The sequence below is a fragment of the Chondrinema litorale genome, assembly GCF_026250525.1.
GTDB classification, from domain to species: domain Bacteria; phylum Bacteroidota; class Bacteroidia; order Cytophagales; family Flammeovirgaceae; genus Chondrinema; species Chondrinema litorale.
In genome coordinates, this window is sequence record NZ_CP111043.1 from 1,391,003 (window position 1) to 1,413,894 (window position 22,892).

Consider the following 22,892-nt stretch of genomic DNA (forward strand, 5'->3'; position numbering starts at 1 on the left):
ACCAGATAAAAAAGGGAATTTAACTTAAACATGAGAACCATCCTTAAAATACTGTCTCTTATAGTTGCCATACAATTTAGTTTTGATGCTTTTGCACAAGAAAATGCCCCGCAAGGTAAATTTGTTGGTGACAGTATTAAACTAGGAGAACCTGTAGAGTATGTACTTACTTATAAACATGATCCTACGCTTGAGGTATTATTTCCTGATTCAACTCATGATTTTAGCCCTTTTGAGTTTCTAGATAAAAAGTATTTTCCTACTAAAACTATTGAGGGGCAAAGTGTAGATAGTGTAGTTTACACATTGACTTCTTTTGAACTTGATGAAATACAGCGTATCTCAATTCCTGTATACATTCAAGAATCTGAGAAAGAACATGTAATCAATACAATAGAAGACAGCATAATACTTGTAGCAACACTTGATGCATTACCAGACTCGGTACCATTACTCACTAACACAAATATGTTGTTGGTTAATCGTCAGTTTAACTATCCCTATCTGCTAATAGGTTTAGGTACTTTGTTTGGGATCGCTGTAATTACTTTTCTAATTTTTGGTAAACAAATAAGAAGAGCATATAAATTGAAAAAGCTTAAAAAACAGTTCGAGAGTTTTCAGACCGATTTTGGTACCCTTACTACCAACTTACAGGAAATTACAAATATCGAAAAAGCACTTTCTCTGTGGAAACATTATTCTGGACATCTTATAAATGTACCTTTAGCAAGTTATACCACCAAAGAAATTAAAGTAGCACTAAAAGACGGCCAATTATACAACTCTCTACAACAAATAGACAGGGCAATATATGCAGGTGATACTAATGAAAAAATAAAAGACAATTTTCAGTTTTTAGAGAAAAGTGCAACTGAATACTATCAACAAAAAGTAGAAGATATCAGGAATGGATAATACAGGTATAGAACATTTTTTTAGCCCTGAGTGGTTTTTCCCCAGCACTTTTACAGGATTCGATTGGGTGAATCCGATATTCCTTTATTTAATAGCAGCTTTACCATTATTTTTATTGGTAAGATGGCTTATAAACAGGCAAACCCGACAAAAATTAGAAATCGCTTTACCAGAAGATAAAGCAAGAAAAAGTAATAGTGCTTTATTAAGACTAATACCGCCTACATTTCTTTCTTTAACCGTTTTGTTTGTTCTTATCGCGCTATCTCGTCCGCAAAGAACTAATGAGCAGGTTGAGCAATATACCGAAGGGATCGACATCATGTTGGTAATGGATATCTCAGAGTCTATGCAAATTGAAGACTTTGTACCAAACAGATTAGAAGCTGCTAAAAGTGTTGGAAAAGACTTTATAAACGGGCGTTTTCAAGATAGAATTGGCTTAGTAATTTTTTCGGGTGAGGCCATCTCCTACTCTCCACTTACTACCGATTACGAGCTCCTCAATACACTTATTGACGATATAAGTTTTAATATGGTGAGGAAAGGAGGTACTGCAATAGGTTTAGCTATTGGAGTTACCATTAACCGAATGAAAGATTCCAACGCCAAGTCTAAAGTGATGATTTTATTGAGTGATGGAGAAAACACTGCTGGCTCTATTGATCCAGAAACCGCTGCTAAAATTGCCAAAGATAAAGGCATTAAAATGTATACAATTGGTGTAGGTAAAGAAGGTAAAGTACCTTATGGCACTGATATGTTTGGTAGAAAACGCTACATTGAACAATCATTAGATGAAAGTACACTCAGAATGATTGCAGACCTTGGCGATGGCAGGTATTTTAGGGCTACCAATAACCAAGCTTTAGATGAGATATTTGGTGTAATTGATCAGTATGAAAAAGCTGAAATAAAGGAAACTCGCTTCCAAGACACTAAAGACTACTACTTTATCTACCTTTTTTATGGAATTTTATTTTTCTTGTTATGGTTAGCAACCAAAAATACGTTTATGGTTAATGCATTAGAAGATTAAATATCTTTGTTAATCATAATACGTATATATAGGCAGTTACTTAAACTGAAAGTAAAATGAAAACAAAACTATCCCTGTTATTTGGGCTTATTATAAGTATTTTCTATTTAAGTACAGGAAATATTCAGGCTCAAAATCAGGAAGAAAATTGGGAAGAGGTTTATCGTGAAAACAATGTTGTGTTTTCAGTATTACATAATGCTTCCAGAATTACAAAAACAGTAAACTCTGTAATTAGAGTTGAAAACTTAAACGACTACAAAGTTTTTGTACAGTTTACTCCTTCTTTTTACTGTAATGGAGGGCAAGACAACGAAGAGCCCATATTACAAGAAGAAGAGACAACTTATCTGGCAGCGGTAGAAGGTAAATCTTTACATTCATTTCAAGTTTGTACAGTTGGTCAAGCACCACTGATTAAAATTGAAAATTTACAAATCCATCAAACAGATGATCTTGATGCGGTAAAAAGAATAAAAAACTAAAATAGTTTAAAACCTTATATTATTCAGAAGCTTACTCTGTAAAAGAGTAAGCTTTTTTATTTAAAACTGAATTATTTTTTCTTAATACAGATTAAAATTAAATAGGTATTAGTGTAATAATTTACAGATCTTTCAAACTTATTACTTACAATTCTAACTTTTTCAGTTATTAGATTTGTTATGTAAATTTAGATAGTAGTAAAATTATAAGAATTCAAATAACATCTCTATGGCAATGATTTTTCTTGTAATAGCAATTGCTCTGGCAATAGGTGGAAGTGTTGGGAGCATGGTATACATTGCTGGAAACAAGCAAAAGCAAATTGATAACAAAATTCCAAATCGCCAGGTAGTAGAAATGGCAGAAAAAAATAGTGGTAAAATCACTGTATCTCAGTTAAGTAGCATGATTAATATTTCATCGGGTGATGCCAGAGCCAAACTTTACTCGATGTTGTCTAGTGGCATTTTTGAATATGGAATGAATGACAAATTGCAAGAAGAATTTGTGCTATGTAAGAATGTAAGAGATGCTTTAAAAAACAATACAGACATTAATACAACTGCTTATCAAAATCCTAAAAGCAAAGAAATTAACGATAGCCAAGTAATAAAACTGGCAGCTAAATCTAATGGCAGACTAACCACAGCATCATTAAGCATGAAATCAGGTATCTCGGTAGATAAGTCTCAAGAAATCCTAAATAACCTACAAGACAAAGGAATTTTTGATATCCAAGTAACCAACAATGGAGCGATTGTCTATCAACTTATTGATACTGACTTAATAGAATCGTAAGATGCAAAAATCTGCCTATGCCATAACTAAACTTGTTTTAACCGGCAATGAAACCACAGATTAACAAACTAATAATAAACCAAATATACCTTCCCTTTACATTGCTACTATTATTAGCTAATTATATGGGAAGTGCACAGGATAATGAAATTACCCTTCCAGAAAAACCTGTTTCAGCAAAAAATTTATTCCTCAAATTCGACTCCTGCATTCAAGTAAATGATATTGTAAACGCCGTACTTTATGCTGATACTGCCTGCCAGTTATACGAATCGTACTGGACGAAAAAAGATATACCTCTTGCCAATGTTTATAGAAAATCTGCCGAATTATTTTCATCTAAACAACAACTTGATGAAGCTTCTCAATATGCAAAAAAAGCTATAGAAGTATTACAACATCATTTTCCTAAAACACTTCCAGAAATTGGAGAGCTGTATGTCTCTTTAGGAAATATAGCTCAATATAGGTCTTTACCTAATCAAGCAATTCGTTATTTCCAGCAAGCTTTAGATTTATGGTCACAGTTACCACCCGAAATGCTTACGGAAAGTTATCTAGTACTCTATATCGAAATTGGAAAGATATATTATCAAATGCGAGAGTTTGATGCAGCGATTGCATACTACGAACAAGCTAGAAAATTCATTACCAAGCAACTTGGCAATGAAGACAACTATAATATAGCAACCCTCTACACACAAATAGGAATAGCTTATGCAGAAACCGATTCTGTAGATAAAGCTCTTTTTTATCTTGAACAAGGAAGTAAAATAACGGAAAGGCTTTTTAACCAAAAAATTGAAGATAATGCGATTATCTATTCGCATATTTCTATGGTACATTTTAAAAATAGAAATTACGATAGCGCCATAGTTTATGCTAATAAAACTATTGATGTTTATGAATCTCTGCCGGAAGATCATCATGAAGAACTAAAAGAATTTAAATTACTAATGGCTAGAATCTATTTCTGGACAGAAGCCTATGAAACCTCAGCTTATTGGTATAATTCCTATTTAGAAGAATCGGCCAAAGAAGAGATTACAACAAAAGATTTAGCTCATTTATACTTACAAACAGGTGGTACATTTGCTGGTAAAATGAGTATGCATCATGCCATTACTTTTTACGAAAAAGGATTGGAATTATACGAATTAGCAAATGATCATGATCCACTTACATTGGCTTCATTATTTACTTCAATAAGCAACATTTATAATGAACTCCATTATTACGACAAAGCCCTTATCCTGCAAAAACAAGCAGCTCATTTTTATAATTCGGGAGATTCGGTAGAAAATGATACTAAAATAAATGCTTATCTAAATGTTGCTAACACCTTAGAGCTTACTAAAGAATACAAAGAAGAAATTGATTGGCTAAATAAAGCCCTTGAAAAAACTGAAAGGACTAATAACTTAAAAGCTTTAATTTGGAATAAGCTTGCCTTTGCCAATTACCAAATTAATAAGCTCGAAGAAGCGCTTAATTATGCTTTACTCGAAAGTAGTTTTTATATAGATGTTTACGAAGGAATACATATAAATACAGCAAGTGCCTATTTACTTCTTGGAAACATCTATACTAAGATAAAAAATCAAGATGAAGCCTACAAAGCCTACAATAAAGCGCTACATTTTGATACTGGTATTTTTGATCAAATTACCCAAGTGGCACTAGATGCCAATCGCTTTTTGTCTTACTTATATAGAATTAAGGGGAATAATAATAAAGCCGACCAGCATGCAGTGTTAGCCATGAAAATTCAGCAAGGCATGAGTAGTACAAAATAAGAAAAATCAAAAAATACCTAAATAAAGTTAAATATTCGCAAATTTCATTTTCATTCAATAATTTGCACCTGATATTAGGATTTTAAGCCTTTAAACAAGTTATCTTACCTGCACTCACATAATTGCAGGGCTTACTGAGGTAATTAAGTAAATTCACAAACAAAAAGTGTTAAACTGTTTATAACTGAAATTAGCTTATGAAGTTTCTAAAGCCATTTAATTTCGCCGTCCTAGGAGTATTGCTATCCACACAACTCTGGGCACAAACAAAGTTAATCGAAAAGGTTACAAAGAAAGGAGATGAAATTGTAATTCCTTACGAGAAATACGAACTTGAAAATGGGCTCACCCTTATCATTCACGAAGATCACTCAGACCCATTAGTTCATGTTGATGTTACTTACCATGTAGGATCGGCAAGAGAAGAATTGAAGAAATCAGGTTTTGCTCACTTCTTTGAGCATATGATGTTCCAAGGCTCAGATAACGTGGCCGACGAAGAGCATTTTAAAATTGTTACAGAATCTGGAGGTACCTTGAACGGATCGACAAGTAAAGACCGTACAAACTATTACGAAACTGTGCCAAGCAACCAGTTAGAAACAATGCTATGGTTAGAGTCTGACCGTATGGGATTTTTTCTTGACGCTGTAACTCAGAAAAAATTTGAAGTACAGAGAGCTACCGTAAAAAATGAAAAACAACAAAACTACGATAACAGACCTTATGGTAGATGGTCAGAAATAACTGCTAGTGCTTTATACCCTTATGGACACCCTTACTCTTGGTTAACCATTGGTGTATTAGAAGATTTAGATAGAGTAGATGTTACCGACCTAAAAAAATTCTTTATGCGTTGGTATGGGCCAAATAATGCAACGCTTACTATTGGTGGTGATGTTGAAGTTGAAAATGTAATTAAACTAGCAGAAAAATACTTCGGAGAAATACCGAGAGGTCCAGAAGTAGAAGACATGGATCTTGATTTACCTACATTGGATAAAGATAGATATGTATCTTACGTGGATAATAACATTCGTTTTCCAGCGATCATGTTCACATTCCCAACAATACCAAGATTCCACGAAGACGAGCCTGCATTAGACTGCTTAGCTGAAATTATCGGAACAGGTCGCAGCTCTTACTTCTATCAAAAGTTTGTAAAAACTCAACAGGCTATCCAGGCAAGTATTTTTCATAGCACCAATGAACTTTCTGGAGAATTTACCATGTTTGTTTTACCATTCCCAGGTAAATCACTTAGCGAGTTTGAACAACAAATGCGTGATGCATTAGTAGAGTTCGAGCAAAATGGTGTAAAAGACGAAGACATTATAAAATTCAAAAGCCGTTACGAATCAAGAACAATAAACGGTTTGGCCACAGTAAGTGGTAAAGTTTCTCAACTGGCTGCTTATGAGTATATGACGGACAATCCGAACTTCCAACAAGAAGAGTTAAGTCGTTACATGAATGTGACCAAAGAAGATGTAATTAGAGTTTATAACAAATACATCAAAGGTAAAAATGCAGTAATTGCGTCTGTAATTGCTAGTGAAGATCAAGAACCTGCTAAAGCAGATAACTTTACTCCTCAAACCGAAGGTGAAAATCCATTCCCAACAACTGATTACAGTGGTTTAACTTACACTAAACCTGAAAGTTCTTTCGACAGAAGTAAACAACCAGTTGCTGGAAAAGCACCTCTTGTAAATGTGCCAAAAGTTTGGAAAGAAGATTTTAGCAATGGCATTAAAGTAATTGGAACTCAATCTACTGAGATACCGACTGTAGCTTTACAACTTTCTATTAATGGTGGTCATAGATTTGATGCAGCAATGCCAGAAAAATCAGGGCTTGCTTCTCTTACTGCTTCTATGCTCAACGAGGCTACTGAAAACTTTACTACAGAAGAAATTGCAGAAGAACTAGAGAAACTTGGTAGCAGCATCAGTATTTATGCTGGCGACGATTATACAATGATTAGCTTAAGAGCTCTTTCAAAAAACCTAAAACCTACTTTAGAATTGATGGAAGAAAAACTCTTCAAACCAAAATTTGCCGAAGAGGATTTTGAGCGCTTGAAAAAACAGCAATTAGAAGGAATTATGTCTTCTCAAAAAGACCCATCTTCTATTGCAAGTCAGGTTTATAGCAGATTGCTTTACGGCGATGAACACATTTTCTCAGTGCCATCTTCTGGTATCGAAGAATCTGTACAAGCAGTCACAATTGATGATGTAAAAAGCTTCTACGGAGAATATTACTCTCCATCAATATCTGAATTAGTAATCGTTGGTAGCCTTTCAAAAAAAGAAATTTTACCAATGTTAGATTTCTTAAAAAACTGGAAGGCAAAAGATGTAACTATTCCTGAATTGCCAACACCTCAAACAGTTGATAAAACCAAAATTTATTTAGTAGATAAAGAGCAAGCTCCTCAATCTCAAATAAGAATTGGTTACATGACAGACATGCCTTACGACGCAACTGGAGATTATTTCAAATCTTATTTAATGAACTATCCGCTTGGTGGTGCATTTAACAGCCGCATCAACCTCAACCTCCGTGAAGATAAAGGTTGGACATATGGTGCTCGTACATATTTTAGTGGTGATGATAATGTAGGACCGTTTACAGCAAGTGCTGGTATTAAAGCTGTAGCATCTGATAGTGCAGTATATGAATTTATGAATGAGATTAAAATGTATGCTGATGATGGTATTACAGAAGACGAACTAGATTTTATGAAAAAATCTATTGGACAGAGAGATGCGCGTGATTACGAAGCGCCTTACCAAAAAGCCAGTTTCTTAAGAAGAATTGTTCATTATGGTTTAGACGAAGATTATGTAAAAGAACAAAACAAAATATTACAGTCTATGACTAAAGAAGAGATTAATAAATTGGCTAAAAAGAATCTTCCATACGAAAAAATGAATATTCTAGTAGTTGGTGATAAAGCATCTTTAAAACCAAAACTAGCTCGCTTAGGCTACGAAATAGTAGAGTTAGATGCAAAAGGTGATGTAGTTAAAGATGAAAGTCAAATAAATGATGAAGGAGGTAAATAATCTCTTCAACCATTTTTAATATAAAACAAAAGAGGCACTGGAAAGTGCCTCTTTTGTTTTAGTTATCATTGTATTCCATAGCCAGACGAAAACCAATATCAAAATACCTAGCCTTGGGAAAAAGCTTATAACGAATAGCTATTCGAGTGAGATTTTTAAAATCGTACCAAGAACTACCTCGAAGTACTTTACACTTGCCCGTTTGTGGACCTTGGGGATTTAACTTTGGACTATGTGTGTAATAGGCAGCATCGTACCAATCGTTACACCATTCCCACACATTGCCACACATATCATATATACCTAACTCATTGGGTAACTTACTCCCAACTGAATGGGATTTCTTAAAAGCATTATTTCCATACCATGCGACTTTTTCTAAATCATTATCTCCTGCAAATCTATTTTCTTGAGAAAATTTGCCACCTCTAGCAGCAAACTCCCACTCCGCTTCGGTGGGTAGTCTAAATGTATATTTTCCCTTTTGATTAAGTTCTTCAATAAATTTGATGCTATCAAACCAGCAAATATTTTCTACTGGATTATATACTGAGTCTTTAAAATACGAAGGGTTTTTACCCATTACATTTTGCCATTGCTCTTGAGTTATCAGAAACTTTCCAATAAAGTAAGAATCTAAATTCACTTTATGTAAAGGTTTAGCATCAATCATATCTTCGTCTCTACCATCACGATCAGGTTTATAGCCCATAAAAAAAGATCCTCCTTCTACCAAAACCATTTCTATGCCCTCAATCAACTTAGTTTGAATCTTATTTTGCTTTGCACTATCTCCAACTAAAACACTTGTTGATGACTCACTTTCAGCTTTAATCTGATTTAAAATGGTATTTATCAAAGTTTCGAAACCCTCACTTTGGTGAAATTCTGTGGTGAAGGTATTCATGTTGGATAGAATATCTAACAACTGATCAAGTGTACTTCGAATTTGTACATATAAATCTAAATCGCGATGAACTCTAGTAAGATTGCTTACTCTTTTACTAACCTTAATTCTCTCTTCAAGTTTTTCTATTTTATCATCCCAGTATTCAGTATAGTCAATAATATCTTCCGCTTCATAAATTTTAGCATCATTTAATACCAATGGAAAAATCCGATTATAAAAATCTCCATTCTTATGTATTTCCAATAATTCAAACATACAGTTTTTAGACTTGAGGTATTTGTCTGAGATAATTGCAATCACAAAATTACCTCGCCCTATTTGCTGCATAAACTCTTTTATAAGTCCTTTAAAGCCCAATCCATTAGTCTTGTCTCGAACTAAATTGACTGACTTACCATGAAAAAAATTCTCTAACTGATTTACTAATTTTTCACTTTCACCACCCCAGGCATATGAAGTAAATATTCTTGCATTCTTTATTTTGCTCATTTAATTAACATTTTTGGTAATAAAATTAGCAAAAATGTTAGCAATTGCCAAAAATATAGGATTTTACTGTTTAGAAATATTACAAATCTCCCCTTATGTTAAATTGTACCCAGTCGACAAGAAAAAGAGTTTTGTGCTTTTCTTCAGGATGTGTAAAAGTAAAATAGAGATTATGCACGCCATTGGTTGGGTTTACAGGGGCAGTAAAGTCACGAAATTCGCCATTATGATCTTCTAATCCCATTGTCATAATACTAATCATTTCTCCATCTGGTGCATCCTGATAAACTGAAATAGTAGCTCCAGCCATTTGGTTTGAGATATGATAAGTAATTGAGCCAATATCTTTCAAATCAATATTTTTTAAGACAAAATATGATTGATCCTTTATATCGCTTACATAAGAAAATGTACCATCATTTGATCTTTTTCTACTTACATGTTTATAAACTTCATATGACTCCGCCTCTACTTTTGGTACTTTTAAAATCAATAATTTATTTGTAGACAAAGGAGAAATATTATTAGTACCATGATCTGTATATGACACAGAAAAAACATAAACTCCTTCTTCTTTTTCTAAATGTTTATCAAGCAGGACACTTCCCTGTAATGGCAATTGAGAAATATTATTTTCTAAAGATAAAATATACTCAACCATTGCAGTTGTTTCTTCAACTGAGTGCTGAGGATGCGCATTCATTATGTTTTGCCCCCAATTTCCTTTTCCACCAAGTATAACTTTTTGGGTTAGTTCATTTATGGTTTTATCATTTACACGGTACCTTTCGGAAATGTCTTTATAGCTAGGTCCGATAGAAGGCTCATTTATGGAATGACAAGAAGCGCAATCACTTTTGTCTATCAAAGTTTTCCCTTTTAAATAAGGTAAGACCTCTAAACTATTCGAAGACAAAAGTGCTAAATCTTTTCTACTAGGTAAATATTCAAAAGCCACTTTAATTTTATCCCGATCAATCTCAGCATCTTCTTTATCTGTTACTGAGATTTTATAACTGATATCGATACTATCGTAATAGTAGCTACTATTTCCACTTATTTCAATGTTGATTTTAGGAGGCTCATTACCGACTTTAATAGTTGTAAAGGCTTCAGTACTTTTTCCCTTATCATCTTTCGCAATCAACTTTACTGTATAGATTCCTTCTTTTTTAAACTTAAAATCAACTTCGTTACCTTTCTCTTTATCGTTCGTTTCTTCTACTACCCACCTGTAAGATAATTCATCGTCTGGGTCAAAATCGTAAGAACCACCGGCAGAAAAATGAACAACTAAAGGAGCAGTACCTGCTTTTACATCACTCTTAATGTTTGCTATAGGTGCTCTATTACCATCTATATATTCAATTTTTACAATTTTTGCATCATCGTTATTAGCCCCATATTCTAATAAATACATTGTCCCATCTGGACCAAATTCCAAATCAATTGGTTTAGAAAGAAGCATGTCTGAAAGAAAAGGCTCTATTTTTTCTACTTTATCATTTCCATCAAAACTTACTGTCATTATCCAATTTCTAGCTTGCTCATAAATAAACCATTTACCATCGTAGTACTTTGGAAACTTCTTTTTAGAATTTGGATACATATCTGAATAATATACAGGACCTGCCATTGCCTTCTTTGCTCCCTTTCCTAAAATTGGCCACAAATCAGATTCTGAATAAGAATACCAAATTAAAGGAACTTGAGCTTTGGGCAAAATCGCTTTCTCTGTATCATTTGGATGAATAATAGAATCTAAATTTTCGCCAAAAGTATTGGTCTCAAAATTTGGATATACTTTGTTATCAGCAATAAAATATGGCCATCCGTAATTACTCGACTCTTTGGCTCTATTAAACTCATCGTAACTTTGTGTCATTTCTAATTCCGGCCCGACATCTCCCCAATATAAACTCCCATTTTTCTGGTCAATAAAAATTCTAAAAGGGTTTCGAACTCCCATCACATAAATCTCAGGTTTTCCTTTAGAATCATCTTTAGGAAATAAATTTCCATCAGGAATACTGTATGTACCATCATCATTTACTTTAATTCTCAAAATTTTGCCTCGCAAATCATTTACATTAACAGAATAATTTAATGAGTCAACAGTGCTTTTATTTGTCCTATCATCCAGTAACAACAATCCATCAGACTCAATTGAACTTGTGCCCTCAGCGGTAGAAAGGTAAAGCAAACCATCTGGACCAAACTTTATCGAACCACCAGCATAACAACAGTTTTCCTTTTGTGTAGGTACTTCTAGTATTATTCTTTCAGTATCTTTCAAAAGACTATCAGCAGCCATAAAAAATCTGGATAAACGTTGCACTTGTTTGTCTCCCGAAACAGAATAGTAAAAATAAATCCATCCATTGTTTATAAAATTAGGATCAAGTTCTACTCCTAGCAAACCAGCTGTATTATCACTACTGGGGTTAACTTCAAAAATTGTTAGCAATTTAGTTTTCCCTGTTTCAGGATTATGCAGTTTCACATTTCCTTCACTCTCAATAAAGATCACTTTACCATTCGGCATTATTGTAAGATCTATAGGTTTATTCACCTCAGCATCTAAAACTACTCTTACAAATCGATTTTCTTCAGGCATTCGTAAGGTATGTGCTAGATTATAATCTGGTAAAGGTTTTTCTACAATTCCCTCCCAAATCTTATTAATTGAACTACCTACAAGTGGGAATAATTTAATATTACCTCCATCGAAATTTACTTGTATGTTTTTATCAAATTCACCAATAGAAGTTTTTACGGACCTAATAACAGATGGATTCTGAATATTGTCATTGATTTTAGAAGCTAATTTATCGTACCATGGCCACTGATATTTGGGATTAATATTCGTGCCGATAAGAATTAATTCTCCTGATGCCTGTACATATCTTTCTAAATGGTTTTGTTGCTTCGCATTTAGCTCTTTTCCATCAACTCCAACCAAAACCAAATATGGATAACTCTTTAAAGTATCTTCATGAATGTAACTTATTGAAGTAGTTGTATCTAGCTCTATAGATTTGTCTTTAAGTGCAATTGATATTATTTCTTGTGCCTGAGAGCCTGTAGGATCAAACACGAGCAAAACCCTCTTGTTCTCATTGTTACAAGAAGTAAGCAAACAGGAAAGCAGAATGAAGAATATTAGTCTTCTCATTTACTATTCTTAGATAGTTTATTAAAATGTTATTTTTAAAGCTCCAAATACACGTTCAATACGGTTCGCTAATAGATAATTTTTGTTTCCAGAAAAAACTAATCCAACAGCACTATTATCAGAGACTAATAAAGCTCCACTGTCTCCCGGTTTGTTTGGCATTTCACACATTATCTGATCTGTAAATACCGCCATTTTTTTCCCAAACTTCACTTTACATGTAACTGCTGTTTGTATTATTTCACCTTCTGTAAAACCTGTAGCGTTTCCATACTTTCTTACTATTAAACCAGCAGTAGCAGGTTTAATAATATTAATTAAACCAATAGCAGGAATGTTTAAATTACCTTTCTCAATTGGTATTGCTAAAGCAGCATCTACATAGTTATAACATTCAGGTTCTCTTAGTTTGGTTGATGTATTTAAATGTAATTTTAACTTATCCTTGATTTTACTTAATACTAAACGGTTGGTTTCAGTATGAACGTGGATAAAATCATATAAATAACCAGCACTTTCTCGATTATTCTTTCTCGATTTTTTAAAAACTATTTCATCACCTTGCTTTCCATTATTGCAATTTGCTAGTACATGATTATTAGAAAGGATATATTCAATACCATCTTTTTTAACAAATGTTCCTAAAGTCCCGTTTCCACCATTAATATGTCCAATACCCGCACCACTTTGTAATGTATTATGAAGAATCTCAAACCTTGGACTTTCTTGTATTTTAATTGGAATACCTTCAAAAAACGCTGGAATAAACCCATCTAACAATAGCTTATTTTTAGTCTTTATATTATCAACTGAAAAGATAATTGAATTTGAAGATCGTGCTAACTCAGAGTCTCTACTTTTTCCAACTCCTATAGAAATTATTTCAGGTATATGGAAAAACCTTTTCCTTAATCTGTTAATAGCATACTTTATAAAGTCATGTTCAAATTCCATATTTATGATTTGTGGTATATGATTTATTTTATTAAAAAATTAAACAAGTTGTAACAGCATTACACCCTGAATTTTGTATAATTAATCCATATTTAATAGACCAATTCTTATTTTTTTAGATTCTCAACACTAAATCGGTAATCTGATCTAACCTATGAAATCTGACACACAACCAGGTAAGAGTTTTCCACTTGGAGCCACATATAAATCTGAAGGAGTTAATTTTTGTATTTTTAGTAAAAACTGTCAAGCAGTCGAGCTTTTATTTTTTAATGATGCTGACGACACAGAACCTATCCAAGTTTTCCGCTTAGATAGTAAGATAAATAAGACTTTTTATTATTGGCATATTTTTATCCCCAGTGTTAAAGAAGGACAGCTTTACGGATATAGAGTATATGGCAACTATTCTCCCGAAGATGGAAATTTGTTTGATGGCAGCAAATTACTGTTAGACCCATATGCCAAAAGCATTGCAGTTGGTAAAAACTACGATAGACATAAAGCAAAGCAATATGGAGTAGAAAATGCAGCTTATGCTATGAAAAGCGTGGTAATTAATAGTCAGGCTTATAATTGGGAGGGAGATAAACCGCTGCAAATTCCTTATTCTAAATCAATTATTTATGAATTGCATGTAGCTGGTTTTACAAAACACACCAACTCAGGGGTTAGTAAAAACCTCAGAGGAACTTATTTAGGACTGATAGAAAAAATACCTTATTTAAAAGAACTGGGAATTACAGCTGTAGAATTGCTTCCAGTTCATCAGTTTGATCATCAAGATGCGCCTAATGGCGTGAATTATTGGGGTTATTCTCCTATAGGCTTCTTCTCTCCTCACCACTCTTATGGCACTAGCAATGACCCTGTAAAAACAGTTAGTGAATTTAAAGATATGGTAAAAGCCTTACATAAGGCTGGTATCGAAGTTATTCTAGATGTTGTATATAACCATACTTCAGAAGGTGGGATTACTGGAGTAACCCAATGTTTTAAAGGCTACGGACCAGGAGCTTATTACACATTGAACAACAATAATGATTTTTCTGATTTCACAGGCTGTGGCAACTCATTAAATGCAAATCATTCGATTGTAAGAAGAATGATTATGGATTCCCTCAACTACTGGGTGTCTGAAATGCATATTGATGGATTCCGATTTGACCTAGCATCAGTACTTTCAAGAGATGAAAATGGAATCCCATTAGAAAACCCTCCTATCCTTTGGGAAATCGAATCTGAACCAATTTTAGCTGGCACAAAAGTTATCGCCGAAGCATGGGATGCAGCAGGGCTATATCAGGTAGGTAGCTTTATTGGTGATAAATGGTCTGAGTGGAACGGTAAATATAGAGATGATGTAAGGAGATTTATGAAAAGTGATAAGCTACTGGCTGGAGGTGTAGTACAAAAAATTCTAGGTAGCCCAGATTTGTTTTATGGTATAAACAGAGACCCTAACAGAAGTATAAACTTTGTTACTTGCCACGATGGTTTTACTCTAAATGATTTGGTTTCATACAACGAAAAACACAATGAACTAAATGAAGAAAACAACCGAGATGGGATGAATGAAAATTTTAGTTGGAATTGTGGTGTGGAAGGCGATACAGATGATGAAAATATTGACAGACTTCGCTTAAGGCAAATAAAAAACTTCTTCACTATCCTCATGGTATCACAAGGAACACCTATGCTTTTAATGGGTGATGAAGTAAGAAGAACACAAAATGGAAACAATAATGCTTATTGTCAGGATAATGAAATTAGCTGGTTCGATTGGAATCTTGTAAAAGAAAATGATGGATTACTACGATTTGTGAAAACACTAATCAATGATTTCTTTAAAAAGTTTAAAATCCTACATGAAGACCGATTTTGGGAAGATGCTCAAAGAGACAAAACTCCACATATAACTTGGCATGGAACACAAATAGGAAAACCAGATTGGGGAGAAAACTCACACAGTATTGCTTTTACATTAGGTAAACCAAATGCCAAAGAATATCTCCATGTAATGGTTAATGCTTATTGGGAAGACCTAGATTTTGAATTACCACTATTTCATAAAAGACCTGTAGGCAAATGGAAAAAAATTATAGATACTGCCGAAACTTCACCAAAGGACATTATACCCATTAAAGATGCTGAAATTACTAAGACAAATACCATAACTCTCAAAGACAGATCGATAGTTGTATTATTATCAGAAGGATTGTAAACATTTAGGCAAAAAAAGTCTTATACATTTAATTATTTCCATTTTTATAATAGATACAAAAGATTAATTGAATTAATAATCGCTACAACAATGACAATTAAAAAAAATATGTAATTTTAGCGATATTTTTTTGACTTAATATAAAGTATCTTATTTATCATTTTTTAATTTTTTCGTCCATAAATATTTTATGGCAGAATTCATAAAGTTATATCCTGAAAACCCTCAGGAACATCTTGTAAAGAAAGTAGCAGATATCATAAGAGATGGAGGATTAGTAATTTATCCGACAGATACAGTATATGGTATTGGTTGTGATTTGTATAATCAAAAAGCAATTCAAAGACTTTGTATTCTAAAAAACATAAAACCTAATAAATTGAATTTATCATTCATTTGCTATGACTTAAGCGACATTAGTCTTTATGCAAAAAGAATAGATAATACTGTATTTAAGGTAATGAAAAAAGCCTTACCAGGCCCATTTACATTTATTTTGGAAGCAAGTAGCAAAGTTCCCAAGATTTTAAATGTGAAAAAACCTCAGGTAGGAATAAGAGTTCCAGATAATAATATTCCGAGGCAAATAGTAAAAGAGCTTGGCAATCCTATTATTACAACTTCAATTAGAGATGATGATGATGTAATTGAATACAGTACTGATCCAGAATTAATATTTGAAAAATTCGAGAAACTAGTAGATGTGATAATTGATGGTGGATATGGAGGAAACACTCCTTCTACAGTGATAAATTGTATTGATGAATCATTTGAAATAATCAGACAAGGATTAGGTGAATTAGACGATTATCTATAATACTTTAAAAAAAAGTATAGAGTTTGTTAATTAAGTTTTTATTCAAAAAAACTAACATTCATGAAAATGTGTGAAAATTCATTAATAAATGCGCTCAAATTACCATTCGTTAACGATTTTAATTTTTGTCAAGCCGATTTCTTAGATAAAATTGTCGAATCAATTTATTAATCAACCGAAAACTATCACTCTTACTTTAATTAACTAACCAGATTAATTTAAAACATATCATTTAATTAATAATAATTTTTAAACATGAACATAGCAGTAGTAGGAACAGGTTATGTAGGTTTGGTGACAGGTACGTGCCTTGCCGAAACAGGTAATAATGTTATTTGCGTTGACATTGATGAGAAAAAGGTTGAAAAAATGCGCAATGGAATTGTCCCTATTTATGAACCTCACCTAGACGTATTTTTCGAAAGAAATATTAAAGCAGGAAGGTTAAGCTTTACTACAAACTTGGAAGAAGCAGTTGATCATGCAACTATTATCTTCTTAGCCCTTCCAACACCTCCAGGAGAAGATGGTTCTGCTGATTTATCTTACATTTTAGGTGTAGCTGATTCATTAGGCAAAATCATGAAGGAATATAAAGTGATTGTTGATAAAAGTACAGTTCCTGTTGGTACAGCAGATAAAGTCTCAGCTAAAATCTCAGAAAATGCTACTGTTGATTTTGATGTAGTTTCCAATCCAGAGTTTTTAAGAGAAGGATTTGCTGTTGATGATTTCATGAAACCTGACAGAATTGTAATAGGATGTAGTTCTGATAAAGGTCAGGCTTTAATGAATGCCTTATACAAACCATATGTTCGTCAAGGTAACCCGATTATCTTTATGGATGAGAAATCTGCAGAGCTTACTAAATATGCTGCAAACTCATTCTTAGCAACAAAAATTACTTTTATGAACGAGATCGCCAACTTCTGTGAAAAAGTAGGGGCAGATGTTGATAAAGTAAGAATAGGTATAGGTACTGATACTAGAATTGGTAAGCGTTTCTTATTCCCAGGTATTGGTTATGGCGGTAGCTGTTTCCCAAAAGATGTTCAAGCCCTTGCTAAATCTGGTAAAGAGTATGGCTATGAATTTAATATTTTAGACTCTGTAATGAGCATTAATGAGAAACAAAAAACCATTATTGTTCCTAAGATTAAAGATTACTTTAAAAATGAGCTTAAAGGAGTTAAGCTTGCATTATGGGGATTAGCATTTAAACCTGATACTGACGATATTAGAGAAGCTCCTGCACTTTATATAATTAATGAATTAGTTGAAGCAGGTGCTATTATTAAAGCTTATGATCCAGAAGCAATGGAAAATGTTGAAAACCTAGTTGGAGATAAAATTTCTTTTGCAAAAGATCAATACGACGCAATTGAAGATGCAGATGCTTTGATTATTGCTACAGAATGGTCTGTATTTAGAAATCCAGATTTTGAGAAAGTTTCTAGCTTATTAAAATCAAAAGTAATTTTTGATGGTAGAAACTTATATGATTTGGACGAAATGAAAGAAAAAGGATATTACTACTCAAGCATAGGTAGAGATGTAATTTCTTAATTAATCAAAGTAAATATCAACCCACATATAATGAAAAGAGTTTTAATTACGGGAGCTGCAGGTTTTTTAGGCTCCCACCTTTGCGATAAATTTATTGATAATGGTTATGAAGTTGTTGGAATGGACAACTTAATAACTGGAAATTTGGAAAATATAGAACATCTATTTCCAAATAAGCATTTTGAATTTTATCATCATGATGTATCGAAATTTGTTCATGTTTCTGGACAAATAGATTACATCTTACACTTTGCTTCTCCAGCAAGCCCAATAGATTATTTAAAGATTCCTATACAAACACTTAAAGTTGGATCTTTAGGAACACACAACTTATTAGGTTTTGCTAAAGCTAAGAATGCTAGAATACTTGTTGCTTCTACTTCAGAGATTTATGGTGATCCTGATGTGCATCCTCAAAAAGAAGAATATTGGGGTAATGTAAACTCAGTTGGTCCAAGAGGTGTATATGATGAAGCAAAAAGATTCCAAGAAGCTATTACGATGGCTTATCATACCTACCATGGTCTTGAAACAAGAATGGTTAGAATCTTTAATACTTATGGTCCTAGAATGAGATTAGACGACGGAAGAGCACTTCCTGCTTTCATGAGTCAGGCTTTAGAAGGTAATGACCTTACAGTATTTGGTGATGGTAGCCAAACTCGTTCATTCTGCTATGTTGATGACTTAATTGAAGGTATTTACAGACTATTATTGAGTGATTATGCATCACCTGTGAATATTGGAAATCCAAGTGAGATCACCATTAAAGATTTTGCTGAAGAGATTATCAAACTAACAGGCACTGAAAATAAAGTTATTTATAAGCCTCTACCAAAAGATGATCCTAAGCAGAGATGCCCAGACATCACAAAAGCAAAAGAGATTTTAGGTTGGGAGCCTAAAGTTGACAGAGCAGAAGGCTTAAAACGTACATACGAATTCTTTAAACAAAAATTAAATAAATAGAGACTATATAGTCTCTATTTTTTTCATATATTTAATTGGTAATTATTGCTTCCAATATAATGCTAGAAATAAGTGATTGATTACTAATTATTTTTTTATGACCAGTGAAGCTAAAAAAGCATATCTTTTATTAAAGTCTGTCATCTTCCATTATCATGGATTAGATGAAGATGAACAAAAAATTCTTGATGAGACAGCTGATAATCTCAATGCTCATGAAGAATTGAATTGGGCGAATGCTTTTATAGCAAAAGATTACTATACTGCATTTGATAGAGCCAGAGATCATCTTAAAGAAGTAATGCTTCAAATGGAAAAAGAAGAAAGGCTTTCCTATTTAAGTATGGTATGGGATGCAAATAATAGAAAAGGCTACATAAGTGAAATGGAGGCTACCGCGATGCTTAAATTAGCAAAGGATTGGGATATAGAAAGAGAGCTCATTGAAATGATAAAAAAATAGATGAATTTTCTTTAAAAAAAGCTTGAAAATAAAATTTAAATTTTCTTATTTTTCACATAATAAATGATGCATATTATTTATTTAATCATTTATATTGCAGTCTTGTAAAACCTTTTAAACTTTCACATTTGAAATAAATTTTTACTCTCTCATGGATAAGAAAAGGCTCGTAGTTGATTACAAAACTCTACCTGATCACATACTAAAAGCACTTGCTGATAAATATCCCGATGGCTATGATGAGGATATTATCAAGTTTAAAAATGCTAAAGGTGAATTAGTTAAGGCAGTACCTATTGAAACAGATGAAGCATATTATCTGGTTAAAGTAAGTGTACAGCTTGCTGAAATGGTACAGGATTTTGATGACGAAGATGATGACGATGATTTTGATGACGAAATCTCAAAAAGCAGTAATGGCTATAATGGTGAAGATAGTGATGATGAATTTGATGATGATGACGACGACAGCGACGATGATGACGAAGAAGAATAAATGATCAATTTACTTATTCCCCTCCCATCATACTATATAAAACAAAGAGCCGGTTTAAAACCGGCTCTTTGTTTTTATTTTAAATTCATACTTTCAATTATTCTTCTAATTTTCTCATCAAGCTTATCAGAAACAGCATCATAATCAGCTGTATTCTCTAATGGTGTATTTACACTAAAATAAAACTTGATTTTAGGCTCAGTACCAGAAGGTCTAGCAGAGATCTTACTTCCATCTTCTGTAATAAATTGAAGAACATTCGATTTAGGGAAATCTAATACATCTTCTTTCTTTTCTGGGAATGAAGTAGCAGTAAGAGATTGATAATCTAATAATAATACTAGCTTAGATCCATTTATTTCACTTGGTGGATTTGTTCTTAAACTCTTCATCATCTCAGCAATTTCTTCTGCACCTTTCTTACCTTTTTTGGTAATAGATATCAAACTCTCCTTATAAAAGCCATATTCTTTATAAATCTCTGCAAGTCTGTCAAACAATGATTTACCTTTATATTTAGCATAAGCAACTAATTCACAAATTAACGCAACAGAACCAATAGCATCTTTATCTCTTACAGCATCACCAATTAAATAGCCATAACTTTCTTCAGCACCAGCTACAAAGTTTAATTCACCTTCATTAGCCTTAATTACCTCAGCTATGTATTTAAAGCCTGTAAGAGTATTAAAACATTTCATCCCATTCTTTTCAGCTATTGCATCTATAAGGTCTGTAGTTACAATTGTTTTAGCTATAAAGTCATTCGGTGTATTAATACCTTTCTCTTTTCTTACATTAATCAAATAATCGAAAAGTAAAGTACCTGTTTGGTTACCATTTAAAAGCTGAAATTTACCATGATTATTTTTTACAGCAATACCAACACGATCTGAGTCGGGATCAGTTCCTAATAATATATCTGCATCAATTTCTTCAGCTTTCTTTAAAGCGATACTTAAAGCTTCAGCTTCTTCCGGATTTGGATAAACTACTGTCGGGAAATTGCCATTAGGCTCCTTTTGCTCCTCAACAATATTAACATTTTTAAAACCAAACTTTTCTAATACAGCAGGAACAAGTGTAATACCAGTACCATGAATTGATGTATATACAATTTTTAAATCTTCTTGATCTTTTATGGCCTCTGGAGAAAGGGATAAACTGTGAAGCGTTTCAAGATACGCTTTATCAATATCTGCACCTATAGATTCAATTAAACCTTCACCACCTTCAAATTTTATTTCGTCAACAGAATTAATTGCATTTACTTCTGCTATAATATTTTTATCGTGTGGAGGTACTACCTGCCCACCATCATTCCAATAGGCTTTATACCCATTATATTCCTTAGGGTTGTGTGATGCAGTAATTACTATACCACTTTGACATTTTAAATATCTTATTGCAAAAGATAATTCTGGAGTTGGCCTTAACTCATCAAACAAATAAACCTTAATGCCATTAGCCGCAAAAACTTCTGCAACAACTTTAGCAAAATAACTACTATTATTTCTGCTATCATGAGCTACGGCCACTTTTACTTCCTCTCCCTCAAAACTTTTTAGAAGATAATTCGCTAATCCTTGAGTAGCTGATCCTACAGTATATTTATTCATTCTATTGGTACCTACTCCCATTAAACCTCTTAAACCTCCAGTACCAAACTCAAGACTTTTATAAAATGAATCTATTATTTCATCTTCATTATTTTGCTTCAAATCACGAATTCTATCTTTTGTGTCTGAATCGTAATTTCCATTTAACCAAGTGTCAATCTTGGCTTCTAGACTAGCATCTAACATATAAAAAAGTTTATTTTAAAAAATCACATTTAAGCATTCCAAAAATATACTACCTTTTTAAATAAAAAAAAGCAGTGTTTAACTTTCTAACACTGCTTTAAATATATTAAGATGTTTTGTAGAATCTAATTCATCTTCAGATTCATTAGTTTTTCTTCATTCTCTTCAACCCATTTCGTATGGTTGTATACTTTATCAGGATGAACATCAGCATAATATTGATACGGCTCACCTAAGGCTTCAAACTGCTCTTTAAAATACTGTTCTATAATAGGAAAATTCTTGCTTACGTTTTGAGTAAGTACTTCAAAGTCCGACTCTGTTAATTTCTTATAGCTATAACGATTAGCAAGATATTCTTCTCTTCTTTTTAAAAGCTCTAACTCTTTCTTTTCGTTTTCTTTAGATAGAAGCTCAACCAATTGCGCTTTCCAAGTATTATATTCTATATATTGCTCCTTTGTAAGAGTAAATAAATCTTCATTGAAGTATGCTGTCCAAAGAGCATCGTTATATGGGTTTATTTTAAGTTTTTCCCAAACCTCCGGTTTTTTAAGTGGATCATTTAAAATTCCGGCACTTTCAGTTTGGCTAAATGCATATCCCGATAACAAAAGAGATAATAATATCAACCGAAGAGATAACACTGGTTTATTAAGAAAATTCAAAAGCATCGTAGTTTAGTTTATATTACCGATTTATAAACGCAAATGGATTAGCATCATTTCAAATTCCATCCCAAAACCGTTCAATTCTTTGTTATTGATTCTTAACAAATGTTGATTTATTACAACTTTTGATTATGATTTAACTCCTTGAGCGAAGCAATTTTTTTAGTATTATAAAATATAACCTATTTTTAATTACAATTTCTTTATAAATACTTGCGACGCTACAGCAATTTAAAATTTAC

The 22,892-nt window shown here is 32.8% G+C and carries 17 protein-coding genes; 12 read left to right on the forward strand and 5 right to left on the reverse strand.

The genetic code is table 11. The annotated features are described in order from the left end of the window. The first annotated feature begins 30 nt into the window (after positions 1–30). The 6 genes from OQ292_RS05915 (at position 31) to OQ292_RS05940 (ending at position 8,111) form a co-directional block, all read left to right on the forward strand. Positions 31–918 carry a hypothetical protein gene (locus OQ292_RS05915; protein WP_284685135.1) on the forward strand — a complete coding sequence of 296 codons (888 nt, stop codon included), beginning with the start codon at positions 31–33 and terminating at the stop codon, positions 916–918. Continuing rightward, the gene (locus OQ292_RS05920; RefSeq protein ID WP_284685136.1) at positions 911–1,957 is read left to right on the forward strand and encodes a vWA domain-containing protein; all 1,047 of its coding nucleotides are present in this window, start codon (positions 911–913) and stop codon (positions 1,955–1,957) included. The genes OQ292_RS05915 and OQ292_RS05920 overlap by 8 nt, the downstream gene beginning before the upstream one ends. Before the next feature lie 56 nt (positions 1,958–2,013). Next, the gene (locus OQ292_RS05925) at positions 2,014–2,442 is read left to right on the forward strand and encodes a hypothetical protein (RefSeq protein ID WP_284685137.1); all 429 of its coding nucleotides are present in this window, start codon (positions 2,014–2,016) and stop codon (positions 2,440–2,442) included. A 229-nt stretch (positions 2,443–2,671) separates the two neighbouring features. Then, the gene (locus tag OQ292_RS05930) at positions 2,672–3,241 is read left to right on the forward strand and encodes a hypothetical protein (protein WP_284685138.1); all 570 of its coding nucleotides are present in this window, start codon (positions 2,672–2,674) and stop codon (positions 3,239–3,241) included. Between the two features lie 125 nt (positions 3,242–3,366). Further along, entirely contained in the window at positions 3,367–5,037 is a 1,671-nt protein-coding gene (locus tag OQ292_RS05935; protein ID WP_284685139.1) for a tetratricopeptide repeat protein, read from the forward strand. A gap of 197 nt (positions 5,038–5,234) precedes the next feature. Further along, positions 5,235–8,111: a M16 family metallopeptidase gene (locus tag OQ292_RS05940; protein WP_284685140.1), complete on the forward strand. Its 2,877-nt coding sequence runs from the start codon at positions 5,235–5,237 to the stop codon at positions 8,109–8,111. Between the two features lie 58 nt (positions 8,112–8,169). Here OQ292_RS05940 and OQ292_RS05945 read toward each other — a convergent pair whose 3' ends face one another. The 3 genes from OQ292_RS05945 to OQ292_RS05955 form a co-directional block, all read right to left on the reverse strand. Continuing rightward, a complete protein-coding gene (locus tag OQ292_RS05945; RefSeq protein WP_284685141.1) occupies positions 8,170–9,510 on the reverse strand; it encodes an SUMF1/EgtB/PvdO family nonheme iron enzyme in 1,341 nt (446 codons plus the stop codon). Between the two features lie 79 nt (positions 9,511–9,589). Then, positions 9,590–12,685: a PQQ-dependent sugar dehydrogenase gene (locus tag OQ292_RS05950; protein WP_284685142.1), complete on the reverse strand. Its 3,096-nt coding sequence runs from the start codon at positions 12,683–12,685 to the stop codon at positions 9,590–9,592. A gap of 21 nt (positions 12,686–12,706) precedes the next feature. Next, entirely contained in the window at positions 12,707–13,639 is a 933-nt protein-coding gene (locus OQ292_RS05955) for a chymotrypsin family serine protease (protein WP_284685143.1), read from the reverse strand. A 154-nt stretch (positions 13,640–13,793) separates the two neighbouring features. Between OQ292_RS05955 and glgX the strand changes: the two genes are divergently transcribed. The 6 genes from glgX (at position 13,794) to OQ292_RS05985 (ending at position 20,174) form a co-directional block, all read left to right on the forward strand. Further along, the gene (glgX, locus tag OQ292_RS05960) at positions 13,794–15,863 is read left to right on the forward strand and encodes a glycogen debranching protein GlgX (protein ID WP_284685144.1); all 2,070 of its coding nucleotides are present in this window, start codon (positions 13,794–13,796) and stop codon (positions 15,861–15,863) included. 190 nt (positions 15,864–16,053) lie between these two features. Continuing rightward, positions 16,054–16,680 (forward strand): L-threonylcarbamoyladenylate synthase, encoded by a 627-nt coding sequence (locus tag OQ292_RS05965; RefSeq protein ID WP_284685145.1) that lies wholly within the window; start codon positions 16,054–16,056, stop codon positions 16,678–16,680. 255 nt (positions 16,681–16,935) lie between these two features. After that, a complete protein-coding gene (locus OQ292_RS05970) occupies positions 16,936–18,246 on the forward strand; it encodes a UDP-glucose dehydrogenase family protein (protein WP_284685146.1) in 1,311 nt (436 codons plus the stop codon). Positions 18,247–18,276: 30 nt separating this feature from the next. Next, positions 18,277–19,215, forward strand: a complete 939-nt coding sequence (locus tag OQ292_RS05975) for a UDP-glucuronic acid decarboxylase family protein (protein ID WP_284685147.1) — start codon at positions 18,277–18,279, stop codon at positions 19,213–19,215. A 97-nt stretch (positions 19,216–19,312) separates the two neighbouring features. After that, positions 19,313–19,678 (forward strand): hypothetical protein, encoded by a 366-nt coding sequence (locus tag OQ292_RS05980; protein ID WP_284685148.1) that lies wholly within the window; start codon positions 19,313–19,315, stop codon positions 19,676–19,678. Positions 19,679–19,829: 151 nt separating this feature from the next. Further along, entirely contained in the window at positions 19,830–20,174 is a 345-nt protein-coding gene (locus OQ292_RS05985) for a hypothetical protein (RefSeq protein ID WP_284685149.1), read from the forward strand. Between the two features lie 74 nt (positions 20,175–20,248). Here the strand turns inward: OQ292_RS05985 and OQ292_RS05990 are convergent, their stop codons facing one another. Both OQ292_RS05990 and OQ292_RS05995 read right to left on the reverse strand, forming a co-directional pair. Then, positions 20,249–21,979, reverse strand: coding sequence for a phospho-sugar mutase (locus OQ292_RS05990; protein ID WP_284685150.1), 1,731 nt, complete (start codon positions 21,977–21,979; stop codon positions 20,249–20,251). Between the two features lie 125 nt (positions 21,980–22,104). Then, the gene (locus tag OQ292_RS05995; protein ID WP_284685151.1) at positions 22,105–22,653 is read right to left on the reverse strand and encodes a hypothetical protein; all 549 of its coding nucleotides are present in this window, start codon (positions 22,651–22,653) and stop codon (positions 22,105–22,107) included. Positions 22,654–22,892 lie beyond the last annotated feature (239 nt).

Coding starts and splice junctions, on each gene's coding strand:
- OQ292_RS05955 (WP_284685143.1), bottom strand. CDS start 13,639: ATGGAATTTGAACATGACTTTATAAAGTATGCTATTAACAGATTAAGG.
- OQ292_RS05990 (WP_284685150.1), bottom strand. CDS start 21,979: ATGTTAGATGCTAGTCTAGAAGCCAAGATTGACACTTGGTTAAATGGA.
- OQ292_RS05945 (WP_284685141.1), bottom strand. CDS start 9,510: ATGAGCAAAATAAAGAATGCAAGAATATTTACTTCATATGCCTGGGGT.
- OQ292_RS05980 (WP_284685148.1), top strand. CDS start 19,313: ATGACCAGTGAAGCTAAAAAAGCATATCTTTTATTAAAGTCTGTCATC.
- OQ292_RS05985 (WP_284685149.1), top strand. CDS start 19,830: ATGGATAAGAAAAGGCTCGTAGTTGATTACAAAACTCTACCTGATCAC.
- OQ292_RS05995 (WP_284685151.1), bottom strand. CDS start 22,653: ATGCTTTTGAATTTTCTTAATAAACCAGTGTTATCTCTTCGGTTGATA.
- OQ292_RS05975 (WP_284685147.1), top strand. CDS start 18,277: ATGAAAAGAGTTTTAATTACGGGAGCTGCAGGTTTTTTAGGCTCCCAC.
- OQ292_RS05950 (WP_284685142.1), bottom strand. CDS start 12,685: ATGAGAAGACTAATATTCTTCATTCTGCTTTCCTGTTTGCTTACTTCT.
- OQ292_RS05965 (WP_284685145.1), top strand. CDS start 16,054: ATGGCAGAATTCATAAAGTTATATCCTGAAAACCCTCAGGAACATCTT.
- OQ292_RS05940 (WP_284685140.1), top strand. CDS start 5,235: ATGAAGTTTCTAAAGCCATTTAATTTCGCCGTCCTAGGAGTATTGCTA.
- OQ292_RS05915 (WP_284685135.1), top strand. CDS start 31: ATGAGAACCATCCTTAAAATACTGTCTCTTATAGTTGCCATACAATTT.
- OQ292_RS05935 (WP_284685139.1), top strand. CDS start 3,367: ATGGGAAGTGCACAGGATAATGAAATTACCCTTCCAGAAAAACCTGTT.
- glgX (WP_284685144.1), top strand. CDS start 13,794: ATGAAATCTGACACACAACCAGGTAAGAGTTTTCCACTTGGAGCCACA.
- OQ292_RS05920 (WP_284685136.1), top strand. CDS start 911: ATGGATAATACAGGTATAGAACATTTTTTTAGCCCTGAGTGGTTTTTC.
- OQ292_RS05970 (WP_284685146.1), top strand. CDS start 16,936: ATGAACATAGCAGTAGTAGGAACAGGTTATGTAGGTTTGGTGACAGGT.
- OQ292_RS05925 (WP_284685137.1), top strand. CDS start 2,014: ATGAAAACAAAACTATCCCTGTTATTTGGGCTTATTATAAGTATTTTC.
- OQ292_RS05930 (WP_284685138.1), top strand. CDS start 2,672: ATGGCAATGATTTTTCTTGTAATAGCAATTGCTCTGGCAATAGGTGGA.